Source organism: Streptomyces sp. NPDC086787, assembly GCF_044745865.1.
In the GTDB taxonomy this organism is placed as follows: domain Bacteria; phylum Actinomycetota; class Actinomycetes; order Streptomycetales; family Streptomycetaceae; genus Streptomyces.
Genome location: NZ_JBIVBC010000001.1, coordinates 207856 through 224881, shown reverse-complemented (window position 1 = coordinate 224881; position 17026 = coordinate 207856). Strand labels below are relative to the sequence as shown.

The 17026-nt window shown below is 69.0% G+C and carries 16 protein-coding genes and 1 tRNA gene; 14 read left to right on the top strand and 3 right to left on the bottom strand.

Translation table 11 applies throughout. The annotated features are described in order from the left end of the window. Positions 1 to 65 precede the first annotated feature (65 nt). The 8 genes from ACIPK3_RS01045 (at position 66) to ACIPK3_RS01010 (ending at position 8228) form a co-directional block, all read left to right on the top strand. Positions 66 to 491 carry a hypothetical protein gene (locus tag ACIPK3_RS01045; RefSeq protein WP_402565429.1) on the top strand — a complete coding sequence of 142 codons (426 nt, stop codon included), beginning with the start codon at positions 66 to 68 and terminating at the stop codon, positions 489 to 491. Between the two features lie 119 nt (positions 492 to 610). Further along, on the top strand, positions 611 to 1042 hold the full coding sequence (locus ACIPK3_RS01040; RefSeq protein WP_402565428.1) for a hypothetical protein: 432 nt from the start codon (positions 611 to 613) through the stop codon (positions 1040 to 1042). 109 nt (positions 1043 to 1151) lie between these two features. Then, on the top strand, positions 1152 to 2192 hold the full coding sequence (locus tag ACIPK3_RS01035; RefSeq protein WP_402565427.1) for an ABC transporter substrate-binding protein: 1041 nt from the start codon (positions 1152 to 1154) through the stop codon (positions 2190 to 2192). Between the two features lie 30 nt (positions 2193 to 2222). Then, positions 2223 to 3080: a siderophore-interacting protein gene (locus ACIPK3_RS01030; RefSeq protein WP_402565425.1), complete on the top strand. Its 858-nt coding sequence runs from the start codon at positions 2223 to 2225 to the stop codon at positions 3078 to 3080. Positions 3081 to 3216: 136 nt separating this feature from the next. After that, positions 3217 to 4659: a lysine decarboxylase DesA gene (gene desA / locus ACIPK3_RS01025; protein ID WP_402565423.1), complete on the top strand. Its 1443-nt coding sequence runs from the start codon at positions 3217 to 3219 to the stop codon at positions 4657 to 4659. After that, positions 4643 to 5926: a lysine N(6)-hydroxylase/L-ornithine N(5)-oxygenase family protein gene (locus tag ACIPK3_RS01020; RefSeq protein WP_402565421.1), complete on the top strand. Its 1284-nt coding sequence runs from the start codon at positions 4643 to 4645 to the stop codon at positions 5924 to 5926. Before desA ends, ACIPK3_RS01020 begins: the two co-directional genes overlap by 17 nt. Beyond that, entirely contained in the window at positions 5923 to 6462 is a 540-nt protein-coding gene (locus ACIPK3_RS01015; protein WP_402565420.1) for a GNAT family N-acetyltransferase, read from the top strand. Before ACIPK3_RS01020 ends, ACIPK3_RS01015 begins: the two co-directional genes overlap by 4 nt. Further along, positions 6459 to 8228 carry an IucA/IucC family protein gene (locus ACIPK3_RS01010; protein WP_402565418.1) on the top strand — a complete coding sequence of 590 codons (1770 nt, stop codon included), beginning with the start codon at positions 6459 to 6461 and terminating at the stop codon, positions 8226 to 8228. Before ACIPK3_RS01015 ends, ACIPK3_RS01010 begins: the two co-directional genes overlap by 4 nt. Before the next feature lie 86 nt (positions 8229 to 8314). On the opposite strand, the gene ACIPK3_RS01005 is transcribed toward ACIPK3_RS01010, so the two are convergent. After that, complete coding sequence (locus ACIPK3_RS01005) at positions 8315 to 9889, bottom strand: purple acid phosphatase family protein (RefSeq protein ID WP_402565417.1); 1575 nt, start codon at positions 9887 to 9889, stop codon at positions 8315 to 8317. Positions 9890 to 10076: 187 nt separating this feature from the next. Between ACIPK3_RS01005 and ACIPK3_RS01000 the strand changes: the two genes are divergently transcribed. Then, positions 10077 to 10334 (top strand): hypothetical protein, encoded by a 258-nt coding sequence (locus tag ACIPK3_RS01000; protein ID WP_402565415.1) that lies wholly within the window; start codon positions 10077 to 10079, stop codon positions 10332 to 10334. 43 nt (positions 10335 to 10377) lie between these two features. Continuing rightward, the gene (gene glmS, locus ACIPK3_RS00995; protein WP_402565413.1) at positions 10378 to 12195 is read left to right on the top strand and encodes a glutamine--fructose-6-phosphate transaminase (isomerizing); all 1818 of its coding nucleotides are present in this window, start codon (positions 10378 to 10380) and stop codon (positions 12193 to 12195) included. A 126-nt stretch (positions 12196 to 12321) separates the two neighbouring features. Here glmS and ACIPK3_RS00990 read toward each other — a convergent pair whose 3' ends face one another. Beyond that, positions 12322 to 12888 (bottom strand): GPR1/FUN34/YaaH family transporter, encoded by a 567-nt coding sequence (locus ACIPK3_RS00990; protein ID WP_402565411.1) that lies wholly within the window; start codon positions 12886 to 12888, stop codon positions 12322 to 12324. 163 nt (positions 12889 to 13051) lie between these two features. Then, positions 13052 to 13579 carry a universal stress protein gene (locus ACIPK3_RS00985; RefSeq protein ID WP_402565409.1) on the bottom strand — a complete coding sequence of 176 codons (528 nt, stop codon included), beginning with the start codon at positions 13577 to 13579 and terminating at the stop codon, positions 13052 to 13054. A gap of 337 nt (positions 13580 to 13916) precedes the next feature. On the opposite strand from ACIPK3_RS00985, the gene ACIPK3_RS00980 reads away from it, so the two are divergent. The 4 genes from ACIPK3_RS00980 (at position 13917) to ACIPK3_RS00965 (ending at position 16763) form a co-directional block, all read left to right on the top strand. Beyond that, positions 13917 to 14171 carry a hypothetical protein gene (locus ACIPK3_RS00980; protein WP_402565407.1) on the top strand — a complete coding sequence of 85 codons (255 nt, stop codon included), beginning with the start codon at positions 13917 to 13919 and terminating at the stop codon, positions 14169 to 14171. Between the two features lie 393 nt (positions 14172 to 14564). After that, positions 14565 to 15803, top strand: coding sequence for a helix-turn-helix domain-containing protein (locus ACIPK3_RS00975; RefSeq protein ID WP_402565405.1), 1239 nt, complete (start codon positions 14565 to 14567; stop codon positions 15801 to 15803). A 170-nt stretch (positions 15804 to 15973) separates the two neighbouring features. Further along, entirely contained in the window at positions 15974 to 16576 is a 603-nt protein-coding gene (gene orn / locus ACIPK3_RS00970; RefSeq protein WP_402565403.1) for an oligoribonuclease, read from the top strand. Between the two features lie 114 nt (positions 16577 to 16690). After that, positions 16691 to 16763 (top strand) — tRNA-His (locus tag ACIPK3_RS00965). Positions 16764 to 17026: the final 263 nt, after the last annotated feature.

The following is a 17026-nucleotide window of genomic DNA, read 5'->3' as shown; positions in this document are numbered from 1 at the left end:
GTCGTGTCTTCGGCCGGCCGCGAAGCCGATCGAGTGCCAGAACGGGGGGACCGTCGGCGTGTTCGGTGTGGCGCAAGACCGTCGGCACCGGCGGACAGGGCGGCGGGATCTGGACGAACACCAACACCATGAACATCGGCAGCACGTCGACCGTCAGCGCGAACCTGGCCTCCGGGCAGTACTCCCAGGGCGGCGCCCTCTACTCGGCGGGTGGCACCGTCACCATCGACAACTCCGCCCTCACCGCCAACAAGGCCACCGGCACCGGATCGGTCTCCGGCGGCATCTACAACTCCGGCGGCAGCTACACCATCACCAACAGCACGATCACCGGAAACCGTTCCCCCACCGCACCGGCGCCGGGCGGCGTCTACACCACCGTCGCCATCAACCCCACCGTCGCCATCAACCCCACCGGCACCACCATCACCGGTAACACCCCCACCAACTGCCTCCTCAGCCCTGCCGCCGTCACCCCCTGCACCAACTAGGCCCGCACCGACCGAGCCTCAGCAGACACCCCAGTCGTACCGGCACCCGCGAACGGGCGCCGGTACGTTGGCATTTACCGTTTGATCACCTCTTACTCACACATTCGATGGAGACCCTCGTGAAGCGCATCCCCCACGTCGTCGCCGCTCTCGCCCTCGGCACCCTGCTCGCGGCCGGCACCGCCGCCTGCACCGAGAGCACCGCGAAGGCGGACGGGACCGGGGTGACGGAGAAGCTTCCGGCCGACACGGACAAGGCGCGGTCGAAGCAGAACGCCCAGGAGTTCCGGTCCTGGGTCAAGGAGCACGGGACCCCGCAGCAGAAGGACGCCGCGGCCCTGGTGGAGCGGATCATCGGCGAGTGGGACACCAAGACGGGCAACGCGTACATATCGACCGACATCAACGGCGGCGAGTCCTCGATGGCGGACCCGCAGTCAACGGCCGCGGCGATCGCCAAGGCCTTCGACTCATGGAAGGACTCGAAGGAAGGGCACGCGTCCGTCTACGACGTCTACGGCAACGCGGTCGTCACCGACTACGAGTTCTGAACCCCGCGGTTTCCGGAGCGACCCCACCCCTGGACAACGAGTGAGGTTAGGCTAACCTATCTTCGAACTGTCCAGCGGGCGCTCCGCCCCGTTCGAAAGCAGCACTGCCATGCGCAACGCCCGTGCCACCCACCTCACTCGCCGCGGCATCCTCGCCGCGGGCAGCGCCGTCGGACTCGGCGCCGCCCTCGCCGCCTGCGGGGACGACAAGGGCAAAGACGCGGGCTCCGGCAAGGACACGAAGGCCGCGAAGTCCGGCCCCTGGTCCTTCAAGGACGACCTCGGCAAGACGGTGAAGCTCGACAAGGTCCCGTCGAACATCGTCGCCTACCTCGGCGTCGGCGCGGCCCTGCACGACTACGGCATCCCGGTCAAGGGCGTCTTCGGTGAGATTGCGGCCGCGGCCGGCAAGACCAACAGCCTGGCCGGTGACCTGGACCTCGGCAAGCTGACCGTCATCGGCAAGACCTGGGGCCAGTTCAGCGTGGAGAAGTACGCGTCCCTCGCCCCGGACGTACTGATCTCCACCACCCTCGACGGCACCCTCTGGTACGTCCCGACGGAGTCCGCGAAGAAGATCGCGCAGGTGGCGCCCGGCGTCGCCATCTCCGTCTACGACCGCCAGCTGCCCGTCTCGCTCCAGCGCATGGCTGAGCTGGCCCAGTCGCTCGGCGCCGACATGAAGGCCGCGAAGGTGACGGAGGCCAAGAAGCGCTTCGAGGCCGCCGCCGCCCGGCTGCGCGCCGCGGCCAAGGCCAAGCCCGAGATCAAGGTGCTGGCCGGCTCGGCGAGCGACCAGCTCTTCTACGTCTCGGGCACGAACCTCTCCGTCGACCTGGAGTACTTCAAGTCCCTCGGCGTGAACTTCGTGGAGCCGCCGGAGAGCGCCAAGAAGCAGGGCGGCGGCTGGTTCGAGAGCCTCAGCTGGGAGAACGTCGACAAGTACAAGGCCGACATCATCATGATGGACGACCGCGCCCAGGGCCTCCAGCCGGCCGACATCACCAAGCCCACCTGGAAGAAGCTCCCCGCGGTGAAGGCCGGACAGGTCATCCCCCGCTCCCCCGAGCCGATCCTGTCCTACGACAAGTGCGTGCCGCTGCTCACCAACCTCGCCGAGGCGCTGGAGAAGGCGAAGAAGGTCAGCTGATCACTTCCTGACTTCCCGGGAGCACCACCCATGAAGACGGCCGCAGCCGCCCCGTTCCGTTTCTTCGCCCTCCGGGTCGCACGGACGAGGCGGCTCGGCCCGTCTCTGGTCCGGGTCACCTTCGCCGGGGACGACCTGCACGCGTTCCACTCCCACGGGCGCGACCAGTCCCTGTCGCTGTTCCTGCCGCACCCGGGGCAGACCGAGCCCGTGGTGCCCGTCGAACTGGGCGACCACTGGTGGCAGGGCTGGCGTGAACTGCCCGACGACGTGCGCGCGGTGATGCGCTCGTACACGCTGCGCGCGCTGCGCCGCGACGGTCTCGGCCGTACGAGCGAGATCGACATCGACTTCGCCCTGCACGGCGCCGGACCCGCCGCCTCCGCCGCCCCCGCGGGCCCCGCCTCCCGCTGGGCCGCCCGCGCCACCGCGGGTGACCAGGTGCTGCTGCTCGGCCCCGCGGTCGCCGAGAACCGCGCGATCCGCTTCCGCCCGCCCGAGGGCACCGATCTCGTCGTCGCCTGGGGCGACGAGACCGCCCTGCCCGCCGCCTCGGCCATCCTCGAGTCCCTGCCCGCCCGTACGCGTGCCCGCGTCTGGCTGGAGGTGCCACACGCCGGGGACATCCAGGATCTGGGCACCGCGGCGGACGCGGAGATCACCTGGCTGGTGCGCGACGCGGGCGCCCCCACGGCCGCCGAGGCCGTCCGGGCATCCCGACTGCCCGCCGCCGAGCGGCCGTACGCCTGGATCGCCGGTGAGTCCGGCCGGGTGAAGGAGCTGCGCCGGCACCTGGTCCGCGAGCGCGGCTTCGACCGCCGTCAGGTCACCTTCGTCGGCTACTGGCGGCGGGGTATGACGGAGGAGCAGTTCCGCGAGGCGGAGTAACTCCGCACGACGTGACGGTAGTCACGGGAGGACCGGATTCCCAACTTCTACTCAGGTTAGGCTAACCTAAGTGGAGCGGAAAGGACCGTCCCCTTCCCCTTTCCGCACGTCACGCCATCCCCCGGAGGGTTCCCTCATGCGCTCGCACCTGCTCAATGACGCCACCGCGGAGCACTACCGCCGCTCCGTGACCGAAGGAGTCGAGCGGGTGGCGGCCAAACTCGCCACCACCACCAGTCCGTTCAGCGGAGTCACGGTCGACGCCCTCACCCCCGTCGTCGACCGGATCGACCTCGACCGCCCGCTGCGCGACACCGCCGCCGTGCTCGACGAGCTGGAGGACGTCTACCTCCGCGACGCGGTCTACTTTCACCACCCCCGCTACCTCGCCCACCTCAACTGCCCCGTGGTCATCCCGGCGGTGCTCGGCGAGGTGGTGCTCTCCGCGGTCAACTCCTCCCTCGACACCTGGGACCAGTCGGCCGGCGCCACCCTCATCGAGCGGAAGCTGGTCGACTGGACGACGGCCCGTCTCGGCCTCGGGCCGGCCGCCGACGGCGTGTTCACCTCCGGAGGCAGCCAGTCCAACCTCCAGGCGCTGCTGCTGGCCCGCGAGGAGACCAAGCCGGACGACCTCGGCAAACTGCGCGTCTTCGCCTCCGAGGTCAGCCACTTCAGCGTGAAGAAGTCCGCGAAACTCCTCGGCCTCGGCCCGGACGCGGTCGTCTCGGTCCCGGTCGACCACGACAAGCGCATGCAGACCGTCGCACTCGCCCGTGAGCTGGAGCGCTGCACCCGGGACGGCCTCGTGCCCATGGCCGTCGTCGCCACCGCCGGAACCACCGACTTCGGCTCCATCGATCCGCTGCCCGAGATCGCCGAACTCTGCGCCCAGTACGGCACCTGGATGCACGTCGACGCCGCCTACGGCTGCGGACTGCTCGCCTCCCTGCAGCACCGGGACCGGATCGACGGCATCGAGCGCGCCGACTCGGTCACCGTCGACTACCACAAGTCCTTCTTCCAGCCGGTGAGTTCCTCGGCCCTCCTGGTCCGCGACACCGCGACCCTGCGGCACGCGACATACCACGCCGAGTACCTCAACCCGCGCCGCAGCGTGCAGGAACGCATCCCCAACCAGGTCGACAAGTCGCTCCAGACCACCCGCCGCTTCGACGCGCTCAAGCTGTGGATGACCCTGCGCGTCATGGGCGCCGACGGCATCGGCGAGCTGTTCGACGAGGTGTGCGACCTGGCCGCCGAGGGCTGGGAACTGCTCGCCGCCGACCCGCGTTTCGACGTCGTGGTACGGCCGTCGCTGTCCACCCTCGTCTTCCGCTACATCCCGGCGTCCGTCACCGACCCGGCCGAGATCGACCGGGCCAACCTGTACGCCCGCAAGGCCCTGTTCGCCTCCGGCGACGCCGTGGTCGCGGGCACCAAGGTCGGCAGCCGCCACTACCTGAAGTTCACCCTGCTCAATCCCGAGACGACGGCGGCCGACATCGCCGCCGTCCTCGACCTGATCGCCGGCCACGCCGAGCAGTACCTGGGAGAGTCCCTTGACCGCGCGTCCTGAAACCACGCACCACACCCACGACTTCGTGGGAATCGGGCTCGGCCCCTTCAACCTCGGCCTCGCCTGCCTCACCGAGCCGATCGCCGAACTCGACGGTGTCTTCCTGGAGTCGAAGCCAGACTTCGAGTGGCACGCCGGCATGTTCCTCGACGGCGCCCACCTCCAGACCCCGTTCATGTCGGACCTGGTCACGCTGGCCGACCCCACCTCGCCCTACTCCTTCCTCAACTACCTGAAGGAGAAGGGTCGGCTGTACCCGTTCTACATCCGCGAGAACTTCTATCCGCTGCGGGTCGAGTACGACGACTACTGCCGCTGGGCCGCCAACAGGCTGAGCAACGTCCGTTTCCGCACCACGGTGACGGAGGTGACGTACGACGAGAAGGACGGGCTCTACCTGGTGCGCACCGACGCCGGTGACGTGTACCGGGCCCGTCACCTGGTTCTCGGCACCGGCACCTCGCCGTACGTCCCCGAGACGTGCCGGGAACTGGGCGGCGACTTCATCCACAACTCCCGCTACATGCAGAGCCGGGCGGAGTTGCAGAAGAAGGAGTCGATCACCCTCGTCGGATCCGGCCAGTCCGCCGCCGAGATCTACTACGACCTGCTCGGCGAGATCGACGTCCACGGCTACCGGCTGAACTGGGTGACCCGCTCCCCGCGCTTCTTCCCGCTGGAGTACACCAAGCTCACGCTGGAGATGACCTCCCCGGAGTACATCGACTACTTCCACGCGCTGCCGGAGCGGACCCGCCACCGTCTCGTGACCGAACAGAAGGGCCTGTTCAAGGGCATCGACGGCGACCTGATCAACGAGATCTTCGACCTGCTCTACCAGAAGAACCTCGGCGGTTCGGTGCCCACCCGGCTGCTCACCAACTCCACGCTGACCGGCGCGACGTACGAGAACGGCACGTACACCCTCGGCTTCCGCCAGGAGGAGCAGGAGAAGGACTACGCGATCGACTCCCAGGGCCTGATCCTGGCCACCGGTTACGCGTACACCGAGCCGGAGTTCCTCGCACCCGTCCGGGACCGGCTGCGCTACGACACGCACGGCGCCTTCGACATCGCCCGCAACTACGCGATCGACGTGACCGGCCGGGGCGTCTTCCTCCAGAACGCCGGCGTCCACACGCACAGCATCACCAGCCCCGACCTGGGCATGGGCGCCTACCGCAACAGCTCCATCATCCGCGAGCTGCTCGGCACCGAGTACTACCCGGTCGAGAAGACCATCGCGTTCCAGGAGTTCGCCATATGAGCCGCACGACGTTCACCTTCCGCCCCCTCGACCCGCTCAGCGACGCCGAGTTGGTGCACGCCTGGGTCACCCATCCGAAGGCGGCGTTCTGGATGATGCAGGACGCGCGACTGGAGGACGTCGAGCGCGCCTACATGGAGATCGCGGCCGACGAGCACCACCACGCGCTGCTCGGTCTCGCCGACGGCGTGCCCGCCTTCCTGATGGAGCGATACGACCCGGCCCAACGCGAACTCGTCGGCCTCTACGAGCCGCGGCCGGGCGACGTCGGCATGCACTTCCTCACGCCCGCCACCGACACCCCCGTGCACGGGTTCACCCGGTCCGTCATCACCGCCGTGATGGCGCACCTCTTCGAGGATCCGGCGGTGGCCCGTGTCGTCGTGGAGCCGGACGTCTCCAACACGGCCGTGCACCGGCTGAACGAGGCCGTGGGCTTCGTGCCCGAGCGCGAGATCCAGAAGCCGGAGAAGAAGGCGCTGTTGAGCTTCTGCACCCGGGAACAGTTCCTGGCGGCCGCGGGGGTGACCGCGTGAACCTCGCCGACTCCGTGGCTCATCTCTCCCCCGAACGCTGGGAGACGGCCAACCGTCTGCTGGTCCGCAAGGCCCTCGCCGAGTTCGCGCACGAGCGGCTGATCACGCCCGAGGCGGACCGGGAGGGTTACGTCGTCCTCAGCGACGACGGGCTGACCCGGTACCGCTTCACCGCCGTACGCCGTGCCCTGGACCACTGGCAGGTGGACGCCGGTTCCGTCACCCGGATACGCGAGGGTGCCGAACTGCCCGTCACGGCGCTCGACTTCTTCGTCGAGCTGAAGGAGACGCTGGGGCTGAGCGACGAGATCCTGCCGGTCTATCTGGAGGAGATCTCCTCCACCCTGTCCAGCACCTGCTACAAGCTCGCCAAGCCCGAGGTCACCTCGGCCGAACTGGCCCGGTCCGGTTTCCAGGAGATCGAGACCGGCATGACCGAGGGCCACCCCTGCTTCGTCGCCAACAACGGGCGGCTCGGGTTCGGCGTCCACGAGTACCTGTCGTACGCCCCGGAGACCGCCAGCCCGGTGCGGCTGGTGTGGCTCGCCGCGCACCGCTCGCGGGCCGCGTTCACGGCCGGGGCCGGTGTCGAGTACGAGTCCTTCGTGCGGGCGGAGTTGGGCGCGGAGACCGTCGAGCGGTTCGACGAGGTCCTGCGCGAACAGGACCTCGACCCCGACGACTACCTGCTCATACCCGTGCACCCCTGGCAGTGGTGGAACAAGCTCTCCGTCACCTTCGCCGCCGAGGTCGCCCGCCGGCACCTCGTCTGTCTGGGCGAGGGCGACGACGAGTACCTGGCCCAGCAGTCGATCCGCACCTTCTTCAACCGGTCGAACCCCGGGAAGCACTATGTGAAGACGGCCCTGTCCGTCCTCAACATGGGCTTCATGAGGGGCCTTTCCGCCGCCTACATGGAGGCGACCCCGGCGATCAACGACTGGCTGGCCCAGCTGATCGAGAACGACCCGGTGCTCACGTCGACCGGGTTGTCGATCATCCGGGAGCGGGCGGCCGTCGGCTACCGGCACCTGGAGTACGAGGCGGCGACGGACCGCTACTCGCCGTACCGCAAGATGCTGGCCGCGCTGTGGCGGGAGAGCCCCGTCGCGGGCCTGAAGGAGGGCGAGTCGCTCGCCACGATGGCGTCCCTGGTCCACACGGACCACGAGGGTGCGTCGTTCGCGGCCGCGCTGATCGAGCGTTCCGGGCTGACGCCGGCCGAGTGGCTGCGCGGCTACCTGCACGCGTACTACACACCGCTGCTGCACAGCTTCTACGCCTACGACCTGGTGTTCATGCCGCACGGCGAGAACGTGATCCTGGTCCTGGAGGACGGCGTGGTGCGGCGCGCGGTCTACAAGGACATCGCCGAGGAGATCGTCGTCATGGACCCGGACGCGGTGCTGCCGCCCGAGGTGCGGCGCATCCGGGCCGAAGTCCCCGACGACATGAAGCTGCTGTCCGTCTTCACGGACGTGTTCGACTGCTTCTTCCGCTTCCTCGCGGCCGGGCTCGCCGCCGAGGGGGTCCTCACGGAGGACGACTTCTGGCGCACGGTCGCGGAGGTCACCCGGGAGTACCAGGAGTCGATGCCCGAACTCGCCGACCGCTTCCGGCAGTACGACATGTTCGCGCCCGAGTTCGCCCTGTCCTGCCTCAACCGGCTCCAGCTGCGCGACAACCGGCAGATGGTGGACCTGGCGGACCCTTCCGGCGCGCTCCAGCTGGTCGGCACCCTGCGGAACCCGATCGCCGGGTTCTGACCCCTGGGCCGTGTCCGGCCCGGACGGGCGGGCACCCCGGAGTACGGTCCTCCGGGGTGCCCGTCGCTCTTCCGTGGGCTCGTCGGCTACTTGGCCCGGCGGGCCACCGTGAAGTGGTCGATACGCTCGCCCGTCTCGGCGATGCCCGAGACCTTCAGGGTGGCGTGGCGGCCGCGCGGCGCGGGCTGGACGTCCACACGCAGGAACGAGTAGTTGAGGTAGCGCACCCGGGACCAGGCCACGGTCTCGTTCTGTTTGCCATCCTTGAGGTTGACGAAGGAGGCCACCGACTCGACCTCGTTCTCGTGGCCCTCGTAGGAGTCGGGAGCGGTGAACGCGTACAGGCTGCGGCCGGCCGCGCCCGCGGTGACGTACACGACGCCCTCGGTCTCGGGGTAGGCGGTGCCGCCGATCGGGAGCTTCTTGGTGACCTGGTTGCCCTTGATCACGTCGGTGCGCTCGTACTGGTGGTTGTGGCCGTTGATGACCAGATCCACCTGGTACTTGTCGAACAGCGGCACCCACTCCTGGCGGACACCGCCCTCCGAGGCGTGCGCGGTGGAGGTGCAGTAGGCGCAGTGGTGGAAGAACACGATGATGAAGTCGACGTCCCGGGACGCCCGGAACCTCTTCAGCTGCGCCTCGAACCACTTCGTCTGGGTGCCGCCGGAGATGCCGAGGTTGGCCGGGATCTCGAAGGAGACGTCGTTGGGGTCCAGCGAGATGACCGCGGTGTTGCCGTAGACGAAGGAGTAGACGCCCGGCAGGTTCTTCTTGTCGGGGCCGTTGTCCGGCAGCGTGAAGCGGGCCTCCTCGCCGCCGTAGCCGTTGGGCGAGTACCAGGCCTCCATGTCGTGGTTGCCGTAGGAGACCATCCACGGCACCGACTTGGCGACCGACTCGGTCTGGTACAGGAACTGGTCCCACACGCGCGAGTCGTATCCGGTGTCGGACGTCTTGCCGGCGCCGGACGGGTCGGCGTAGGCGATGTCACCCGCGTGCAGGTGGAAGGCGGGGTTCTGGCCGAGGATCAGGCTGTCGTTGGCCAGGCCGTGGTAGCTGACGCCCTGGTCGCCGAAGGCCGTGAAGGTGAACGGCTGCCCCCGGTCGGGGGCGGTGGTGAAGGTGCCGAGGGTGCCGGCGAGGTGCCCCTCGGCCGGGTCGAAGCCGTGGTGGCCGACGCCGTAGTAATAGGTCCGGCCGGGCCGCAGGTGGGTGAGCTTGGCGTGCAGGTAGTACTGCGTGCGGTCGCCGCTCGCGCCGACTCCGGCCGGCGTGTACAGGGTGCGGACCTCGGCCTCGATCTTGCGGGAGAGGTCCCAGGGGTGGGCGCCGATGCGGACGAACGGCCGCCGCACGGCGACCGGGACCTGCCACGAGATCGTCATCTCGGTGCTCGGGTCGTTGCCGAAGGCGAGGTGGCGTCCGAAGGGGGCCACATAGGCGCCGTCGACCGCCTCGACGGCCGGGGCGGTGGACCGGGTGGGAACGGCGGCGGGGGCCGCCTGGGCGGTTCCGCCGGAGACGAAGGCGCCACCGGTGACGGCGCCCAGCGTGACCGCGCCGCCTCTGATCATCGTGCGCCGTGAGAATCTGGCGCGCAGGTACTCGTGCTGCTCGGCCATGCTCATGCGCTCGGCGAGCTTCTCGGGTACGCCCATACGAGGAATGTCCATGGCGACTGAAACTCGTCCCCGTGGGCGACCGGACGCAAGACGCAGGATGGACAGATCACGAACACGGATCCATGAGAGATTCAACCTTCTGCCAAGTTCGTTTCAACACCCTGCTGCCCGAAATCGGGCAGGTTTCTTGCGTAACCGGCGCCCTTGCCCCATGATCTAGCGGGTGCACGATGAACTCGTTGATCATCTGACGCGGTCCACTCCCCTGAACAGGGGCGAGGCGCTGCGGGTGATACAGGACGTGCTCGCCTACTTCGACGAGACCACCGAGGACTATGTCCGCCGCCGCCACCGGGAGCTACAGGCCCAGGGGCTGGTGAACGCGACGATCTTCGACCGGATCGAGTCGGACCTGAAATACCGGGCGGTGGCACCGCCGGAGCTCACGCTCCGGCAGCTGCGCCGCATGGTCTACGGCTGATAACCGCCGGACGACCGGAACCACAGGCTGGGGATACCTATACATGTGTGGAATTGTCGGATACATCGGGAAGCGTGACGTCGCCCCTCTGCTCCTGGAAGGCCTGCAGCGCCTGGAGTACCGCGGCTACGACTCCGCGGGCATCGTCGTCAGCTCCCCGAAGGCAGCCGGACTGAAGATGGTCAAGGCCAAGGGTCGCGTGCGCGACCTGGAGGTCAAGGTCCCGGCCCGCTTCAAGGGCACCACCGGTATCGCCCACACCCGCTGGGCCACCCACGGCGCCCCGTCCGACGTGAACGCCCACCCGCACATGTCGGGCGACCAGAAGGTCGCCGTCGTGCACAACGGCATCATCGACAACGCCTCCGACCTGCGCCGCAAGCTTGAGGCGGACGGCATCGAGTTCCTCTCCGAGACCGACACCGAGGTGCTCACCCACCTGATCGCCCGCGCCCAGGCGGAGACCCTGGAAGAGAAGGTCCGCCAGGCGCTGCGCGTGGTCGAGGGCACCTACGGCATCGCCGTGATGCACGCCGACTTCCCGGACCGCATCGTCGTGGCGCGAAACGGTTCTCCGGTGGTCCTCGGCATCGGTGAGAAGGAGATGTTCGTCGCATCGGACATCGCCGCGCTGGTCACCCACACCCGTCAGATAGTCACTCTGGACGACGGCGAGATGGCCACCCTCAAGGCCGACGACTTCCGCACCTACACCACCGAGGGCACCCGCACCACGGCCGAGCCGACGACCGTGGAGTGGGAGGCCGCCTCCTACGACATGGGCGGCCACGACACCTACATGCACAAGGAGATCCACGAGCAGGCCGACGCCGTGGACCGCGTGCTGCGCGGCCGCATCGACGACCGCTTCTCCACCGTGCACCTCGGCGGCCTCAACCTGGACGCCCGCGAGGCGCGCCGGATCCGCCGCGTGAAGATCCTCGGCTGCGGCACCTCGTACCACGCGGGCATGATCGGCGCCCAGATGATCGAGGAGCTGGCCCGCATCCCCGCGGACGCCGAGCCCGCCTCCGAGTTCCGCTACCGCAACGCCGTCGTGGACCCCGACACGCTGTACATCGCGGTCTCGCAGTCCGGTGAGACCTACGACGTGCTGGCCGCCGTCCAGGAGCTGAAGCGCAAGGGCGCCCGGGTCCTCGGTGTGGTCAACGTGGTCGGCTCGGCGATCGCCCGCGAGGCCGACGGCGGCATCTACGTGCACGCCGGCCCCGAGGTGTGCGTGGTCTCCACCAAGTGCTTCACCAACACCACGGTCGCCTTCGCGCTGCTCGCCCTGCACCTCGGCCGCACCCGTGACCTCTCGGTCCGCGACGGCAAGCGGATCATCGCGGGTCTGCGGAAGCTGCCCGAGCAGATCACCGAGATCCTCAAGCAGGAGGACGAGGTGAAGGCGCTGGCGAAGGAGTACGCCGAGGCCCGCTCGATGCTCTTCATCGGCCGTGTCCGGGGCTACCCGGTGGCCCGCGAGGCCTCCCTGAAGCTCAAGGAGATCACCTACATCCACGCCGAGGCCTACCCGGCCTCCGAGCTGAAGCACGGTCCGCTGGCCCTGATCGAGCCCGCCCTGCCGACGGTCGCGATCGTCCCCGACGACGACCTGCTGGAGAAGAACCGCGCCGCCCTGGAGGAGATCAAGGCCCGCAGCGGCAAGATCCTCGCGGTGGCCCACCACAGCCAGGAGAAGGCCGACCAGACCATCGTCGTCCCGAAGAACGAGGACGAGCTGGACCCGATCCTGATGGGCATCCCGCTCCAGCTCCTCGCCTACCACACGGCGAAGGTCATGGGCCGGGACATCGACAAGCCGAGGAACCTCGCCAAGTCGGTCACGGTCGAATAACCCCGACCCGCAACCCCCACGGCCCTCAGCGACCGGACACAACGAAAACGGACCCCCACGTGATGCCACCATCACGCGGGGGTCCGTTCCGGTTGCCGGGGAGCCGCCCACCCCCCGGCCGCGCGGCTAGCCGGTGGCCGTCACCCCCCGGCCGGCAGCACGACCCGGAAGCGCGGTCGGCCAGTGGGCCAGGGCCGCCGTCGCCGCGTACCACGCGACCGCCCCCGCCGCGACGGCCACCCAGCCGCCGGCCTTGGTGAGTGCGGAGCTGTCGGCGAAGCCGGCCACCGCAAGCACGAGCATCGAGACGCTCAGCAGGCCGTACATGCCCTGGCCCAGCACGTCCCCGCCCGCCAGGGTCAGGGAGAGCGCCACCAGGGCGAACAGGAGCAGGAACAGGCCGGCCGCGTTCTCGGACATCTGGCTTCCGGCGGAGACCGCCCAGGTGAACCAGAGGGCGCCGAGCGCCGAGAACGCCGTACCGGAGGCGGTGTCGTGGTCACGGAGTGCCAGCAGGCCGGCGACGAACAGGGCGACGCCGCCCACGTAGTGGGCCAGTGCGACGGCGTCGGCGGCCGAAACGCCGTCGATCACGCCGGTGTAGCCGATTCCGAATGCCAACAGGGTTATTCCCAGGGCGAGTCGACCCACGACGGTCGTCGTGGTGTTCCCCGCGGAGAGGTCTCTGTCCACGGAGGGCTCCCTTCTTGCCATGTGCGGGTTGCGCGGTGACCGATATATGCCCTTCACAAGGGCACAAACACCTCTACGCGCAAGTAGGTTCAAGAAGAAAGCATGAGGAAAGCACAGGGACGCACAGGGAACTGACGATGCGTGAGGTGCTGGGGAACGACCGCTAGGGGATGACCACGACGGGCCGCCTGGCCCGCTTGGCGAGCCGCCCGGCGACGGACCCGAAGATACGGCCGACGATGCCGTGCGTGGACCCGACGACGATCGCGTCCGCCTCGTACTCCCGTCCGACCTCTTCGAGTTCGTGACAGATGTCCCCGCCGCGCTCGACCAGGATCCAGGGCACCTCGGACAGATACTCCGCGCAGGCGAGTTCCAGCCCCAGCACCTCGGTGCGGTGGTCCGGCACGTCCACGAAGACGGGCGGCTCGCACCCCGCCCACACGGTGGTGGGCAGCCGGTTCGCGACATGGACGATGATCAGACCCGAGCGGGAGCGGTGGGCCATGCCGATCGCGTAGGCGAGCGCCCGCTCGCTCGACGTGGAGCCGTCGAAGCCGACGACCACGCCGTGCTTGAAGGCGGGATCGCAGGACTGGCGCAGCTCTTCCGCCGCCAGGGGCTCGGCCGCCGTGGAGTCGGCGACGGGCCGCTGGCGGTCCGCGGGTTCGAAGAATTCGTGACCGGCCATGAGTGTCTCGGCGTCTAGATCCTCGTGGGTGCGACGACAGTGTGCGGCAAAGCCCTGTCCGGGAAACATCTTCCCAACCCCATACCCCCAAGAGTACGGCGGCACGCCTGCTTGGCCCAGAGTCCGCACACGCTCCGTAGGGGATCGGTCGAAACCCGGTAGGGGTTCACCGGAGCATGCACGAGCCGCGCCCGTAACGCAATGGTTGCTGCCCCGTACAGGCGGTTCACCCCGAATTCGATCAAGAGCACCAAGGGGGACATATGAGTGCGCACAGTGACCGGCGGGGTCGAACCCGCGTTGATACCGGTGAGCCGCCAGTCACAGGGAGAGCGACATGTCCGGACCGCCCCCCACCCCCGAGCCGCGCCGCACCCCGGACCCCGTCGGCGAGCTGGTCCGCTGGGCCGCATTCAGCTGCGTCCTGGTGCCGGTGGTACTCCTTTGGTACGGCACCTCGCTCGCCGGCGCCGCCGGAACCGCGGTCGGTCTCGCGGCCGTCACCGGTGCCTGCCGGGTCCTGCTGCGCCGCTCCGAGCGCTGCGCGTCGCGAAGAGGCGGACGTCACACCCGGAACCGCCGGGCGGGCTAGACCGGTCGACTGACCGGTTTCCGCGCACGGCAACGAACCTTTTCAGCCAACTTCTCGGCCGGTGGCAAGACTTGCCCCCACCACCCCCCAACCCCCGTTCCACCTGCACGGAAAGGGTCTCGGGGACCCTGCGCACCCTACGCGGTTTGGCCACCGCGACAAGGCGCACTTCCCTGCACGGCCCACGAGTGCAACGCTTCGTGATCGAATGCTTCACGCCAAGTTGTCATGTCGACAATGTTCGGCGTGTCGATCCGGGTCACCGCCACTCCGCGGGACCCAGTAGATTCGATCTTGACTTTCTTTACGGCGGGGGACTCGTGCAGGACCAAGGGGAAACGTGCAGGAGCGACACAACCGAGGAGCCGCGACCACCGAGGGGGGCTTAGCAGTATGAGCCACGACTCCACTGCCGCACCGGAGACCGCGGTCCGGAAGCTGTCCGGGCGACGCCGCAAGGAGATCGTCGCGGTGCTGCTGTTCAGCGGCGGCCCCATTTTCGAGAGTTCCATACCACTCTCGGTGTTCGGCATCGACCGCCAGGACGCCGGAGTGCCTCGCTACAGACTGCTGGTCTGCGGCGGCGAGGAAGGCCCCCTGCGGACCACAGGGGGCCTGGAACTCACCGCGCCGCACGGCCTGGAGGCGATCTCGCGGGCGGGCACCGTCGTCGTGCCCGCCTGGCGCTCGATCACCTCCCCGCCACCGGAGGACGCGCTCGACGCGCTGCGCCGGGCGCACGAGGAGGGGGCCCGCATCGTGGGGCTGTGCACGGGCGCGTTCGTGCTGGCCGCCGCGGGACTGCTGGACGGCCGTCCGGCCACCACGCACTGGATGTACGCGCCGACGCTGGCCAAGCGCTATCCGTCGGTGCATGTCGACCCGCGTGAGCTGTTCGTCGACGACGGTGACGTACTGACGTCGGCGGGCACCGCGGCCGGAATCGACCTGTGTCTGCACATCGTGCGGACGGACCACGGCAACGAGGCGGCCGGCGCGCTGGCCCGTCGGCTGGTGGTCCCGCCGCGCCGGAGCGGCGGTCAGGAGCGCTACCTCGACAGGTCTTTACCAGAGGAGATCGGCGCCGACCCGCTCGCGGAGGTCGTCGCCTGGGCGCTGGAACACCTGCACGAGCAGTTCGACGTGGAGACGCTCGCGGCGCGCGCGTACATGAGCCGCCGCACGTTCGACCGCCGTTTCCGCTCGCTGACCGGCAGTGCCCCGTTGCAGTGGCTGATCACCCAGCGGGTGCTCCAGGCGCAGCGGCTGCTGGAGACGTCGGACTACTCGGTGGACGAGGTCGCGGGCCGCTGCGGCTTCCGCTCACCGGTGGCGCTGCGCGGCCACTTCCGCCGTCAGCTCGGCTCGTCCCCGGCCGCGTACCGTGCCGCGTACCGCGCGCGGCGGCCGCAGAGTGAGCGGCCGATCGACCCGGAGTCCGTGATGGCTCCGGGTGGTCCGATCCCGGCACTGCCGCCCGGACCGCTCGGGCCGCCCCCCCTGCTGCACCCGGAGAACCCGGTACCGCTGCAGACCAGGCGCACAGCCGCGCTGGGCCTGTCGGCCGACCACGCCCGCGAGCCGTACGCGGCTTCCCGGCCCAGCCTCCCGGGGCCACGCACCGGCAGCTGACCGGGCGGGGCGGAACAGCTCGGAGCGCGTGTGGGCCACCACCGTGCCGTCACCACGGCGCGTGTGGTGGCCCACACGCGTGTGGTGGCCAGCATCCGCCCCTCACCCGACCCGACAAGGTCACCGCAGAGTCGGTCCGGTACGGGGCGGCGCGGCTTAGGGTTGGACACATGAACGATCGCATGGTGTGGATCGACTGCGAGATGACAGGTCTCTCGCTGTCCGACGACGCGCTCATCGAGGTGGCCGCGCTGGTCACCGACTCCGAACTGAACGTACTCGGCGAAGGGGTGGACATCGTGATCCGCCCGCCCGCCGAGGCCCTGGAGACCATGCCGGACGTGGTGCGCGAGATGCACACCGCCTCCGGCCTGCTCGACGAACTGGCCGGCGGTACGACGCTGGCCGAGGCCGAGGAGCGTGTCCTGGCCTACGTACGCGAGCACGTCAAGGATCCGGGCAAGGCTCCGCTGTGCGGCAACTCCGTCGGCACGGACCGCGGCTTCCTGCTGCGGGACATGTCCACGCTGGAGGACTACCTCCACTACCGGATCGTCGACGTGTCCAGCATCAAGGAGCTGGCCCGCCGCTGGTACCCGCGCGCCTACTTCAACAGCCCCCCGAAGAACGGCAACCACCGCGCCCTCGCCGACATCCGCGAGTCCATCGCGGAGCTGCGGTACTACCGGGAGGCCATCTTCGTACCGCAGCCCGGACCGGACTCGGAGACCGCGAAGTCGATCGCCGGCAAGCACGTCCTGCCCGCGACCTGACCCGCTCGGGGGCCCGGGGAAGGGGCGCCGCGAAAGCCGTGCGCGAGCACCCCTTCGGACCCTGTACACTTTTTCTCGGCCGGTCGGAGAAACCAAAAATCGCCGCCGGGCATGGTGGGTGTAGCTCAGTTGGTAGAGCACCTGGTTGTGGTCCAGGATGCCGCGGGTTCGAGTCCCGTCACTCACCCCGAGTAATCAGCCGGTGACCCGGTCGTCAGAACGACGAGGTCACCGGCTGATTCGTTTTCGGCACGGAGGCGAGCATCGCTGCGGCGGTGGCGTGATCGCCGTCGGCCGCAGCCGTGGAAACGTGCCCGAGGTGGATGGCAGTACTGGCGGCGAAAAAGCGGTGATCACGAAGGCGGCGTGATGAATCCCCGGGCTGAGGTGGGGCTTCGGTCTGCCCTGGTTCGGGTTGGCGCGGCTCAGAAGCTGCCGGCCGTCAGCGGC

Excerpts from the sequence above, each read along its gene's own strand:
- ACIPK3_RS01035 (WP_402565427.1), top strand. The coding sequence starts at position 1,152 with ATGCGCAACGCCCGTGCCACCCACCTCACTCGCCGCGGCATCCTCGCC.
- ACIPK3_RS01030 (WP_402565425.1), top strand. The coding sequence starts at position 2,223 with ATGAAGACGGCCGCAGCCGCCCCGTTCCGTTTCTTCGCCCTCCGGGTC.
- desA (WP_402565423.1), top strand. The coding sequence starts at position 3,217 with ATGCGCTCGCACCTGCTCAATGACGCCACCGCGGAGCACTACCGCCGC.
- ACIPK3_RS01015 (WP_402565420.1), top strand. The coding sequence starts at position 5,923 with ATGAGCCGCACGACGTTCACCTTCCGCCCCCTCGACCCGCTCAGCGAC.
- ACIPK3_RS01005 (WP_402565417.1), bottom strand. The coding sequence starts at position 9,889 with ATGGGCGTACCCGAGAAGCTCGCCGAGCGCATGAGCATGGCCGAGCAG.
- glmS (WP_402565413.1), top strand. The coding sequence starts at position 10,378 with ATGTGTGGAATTGTCGGATACATCGGGAAGCGTGACGTCGCCCCTCTG.
- ACIPK3_RS00985 (WP_402565409.1), bottom strand. The coding sequence starts at position 13,579 with ATGGCCGGTCACGAATTCTTCGAACCCGCGGACCGCCAGCGGCCCGTC.
- ACIPK3_RS00980 (WP_402565407.1), top strand. The coding sequence starts at position 13,917 with ATGTCCGGACCGCCCCCCACCCCCGAGCCGCGCCGCACCCCGGACCCC.
- ACIPK3_RS00975 (WP_402565405.1), top strand. The coding sequence starts at position 14,565 with ATGAGCCACGACTCCACTGCCGCACCGGAGACCGCGGTCCGGAAGCTG.
- orn (WP_402565403.1), top strand. The coding sequence starts at position 15,974 with ATGAACGATCGCATGGTGTGGATCGACTGCGAGATGACAGGTCTCTCG.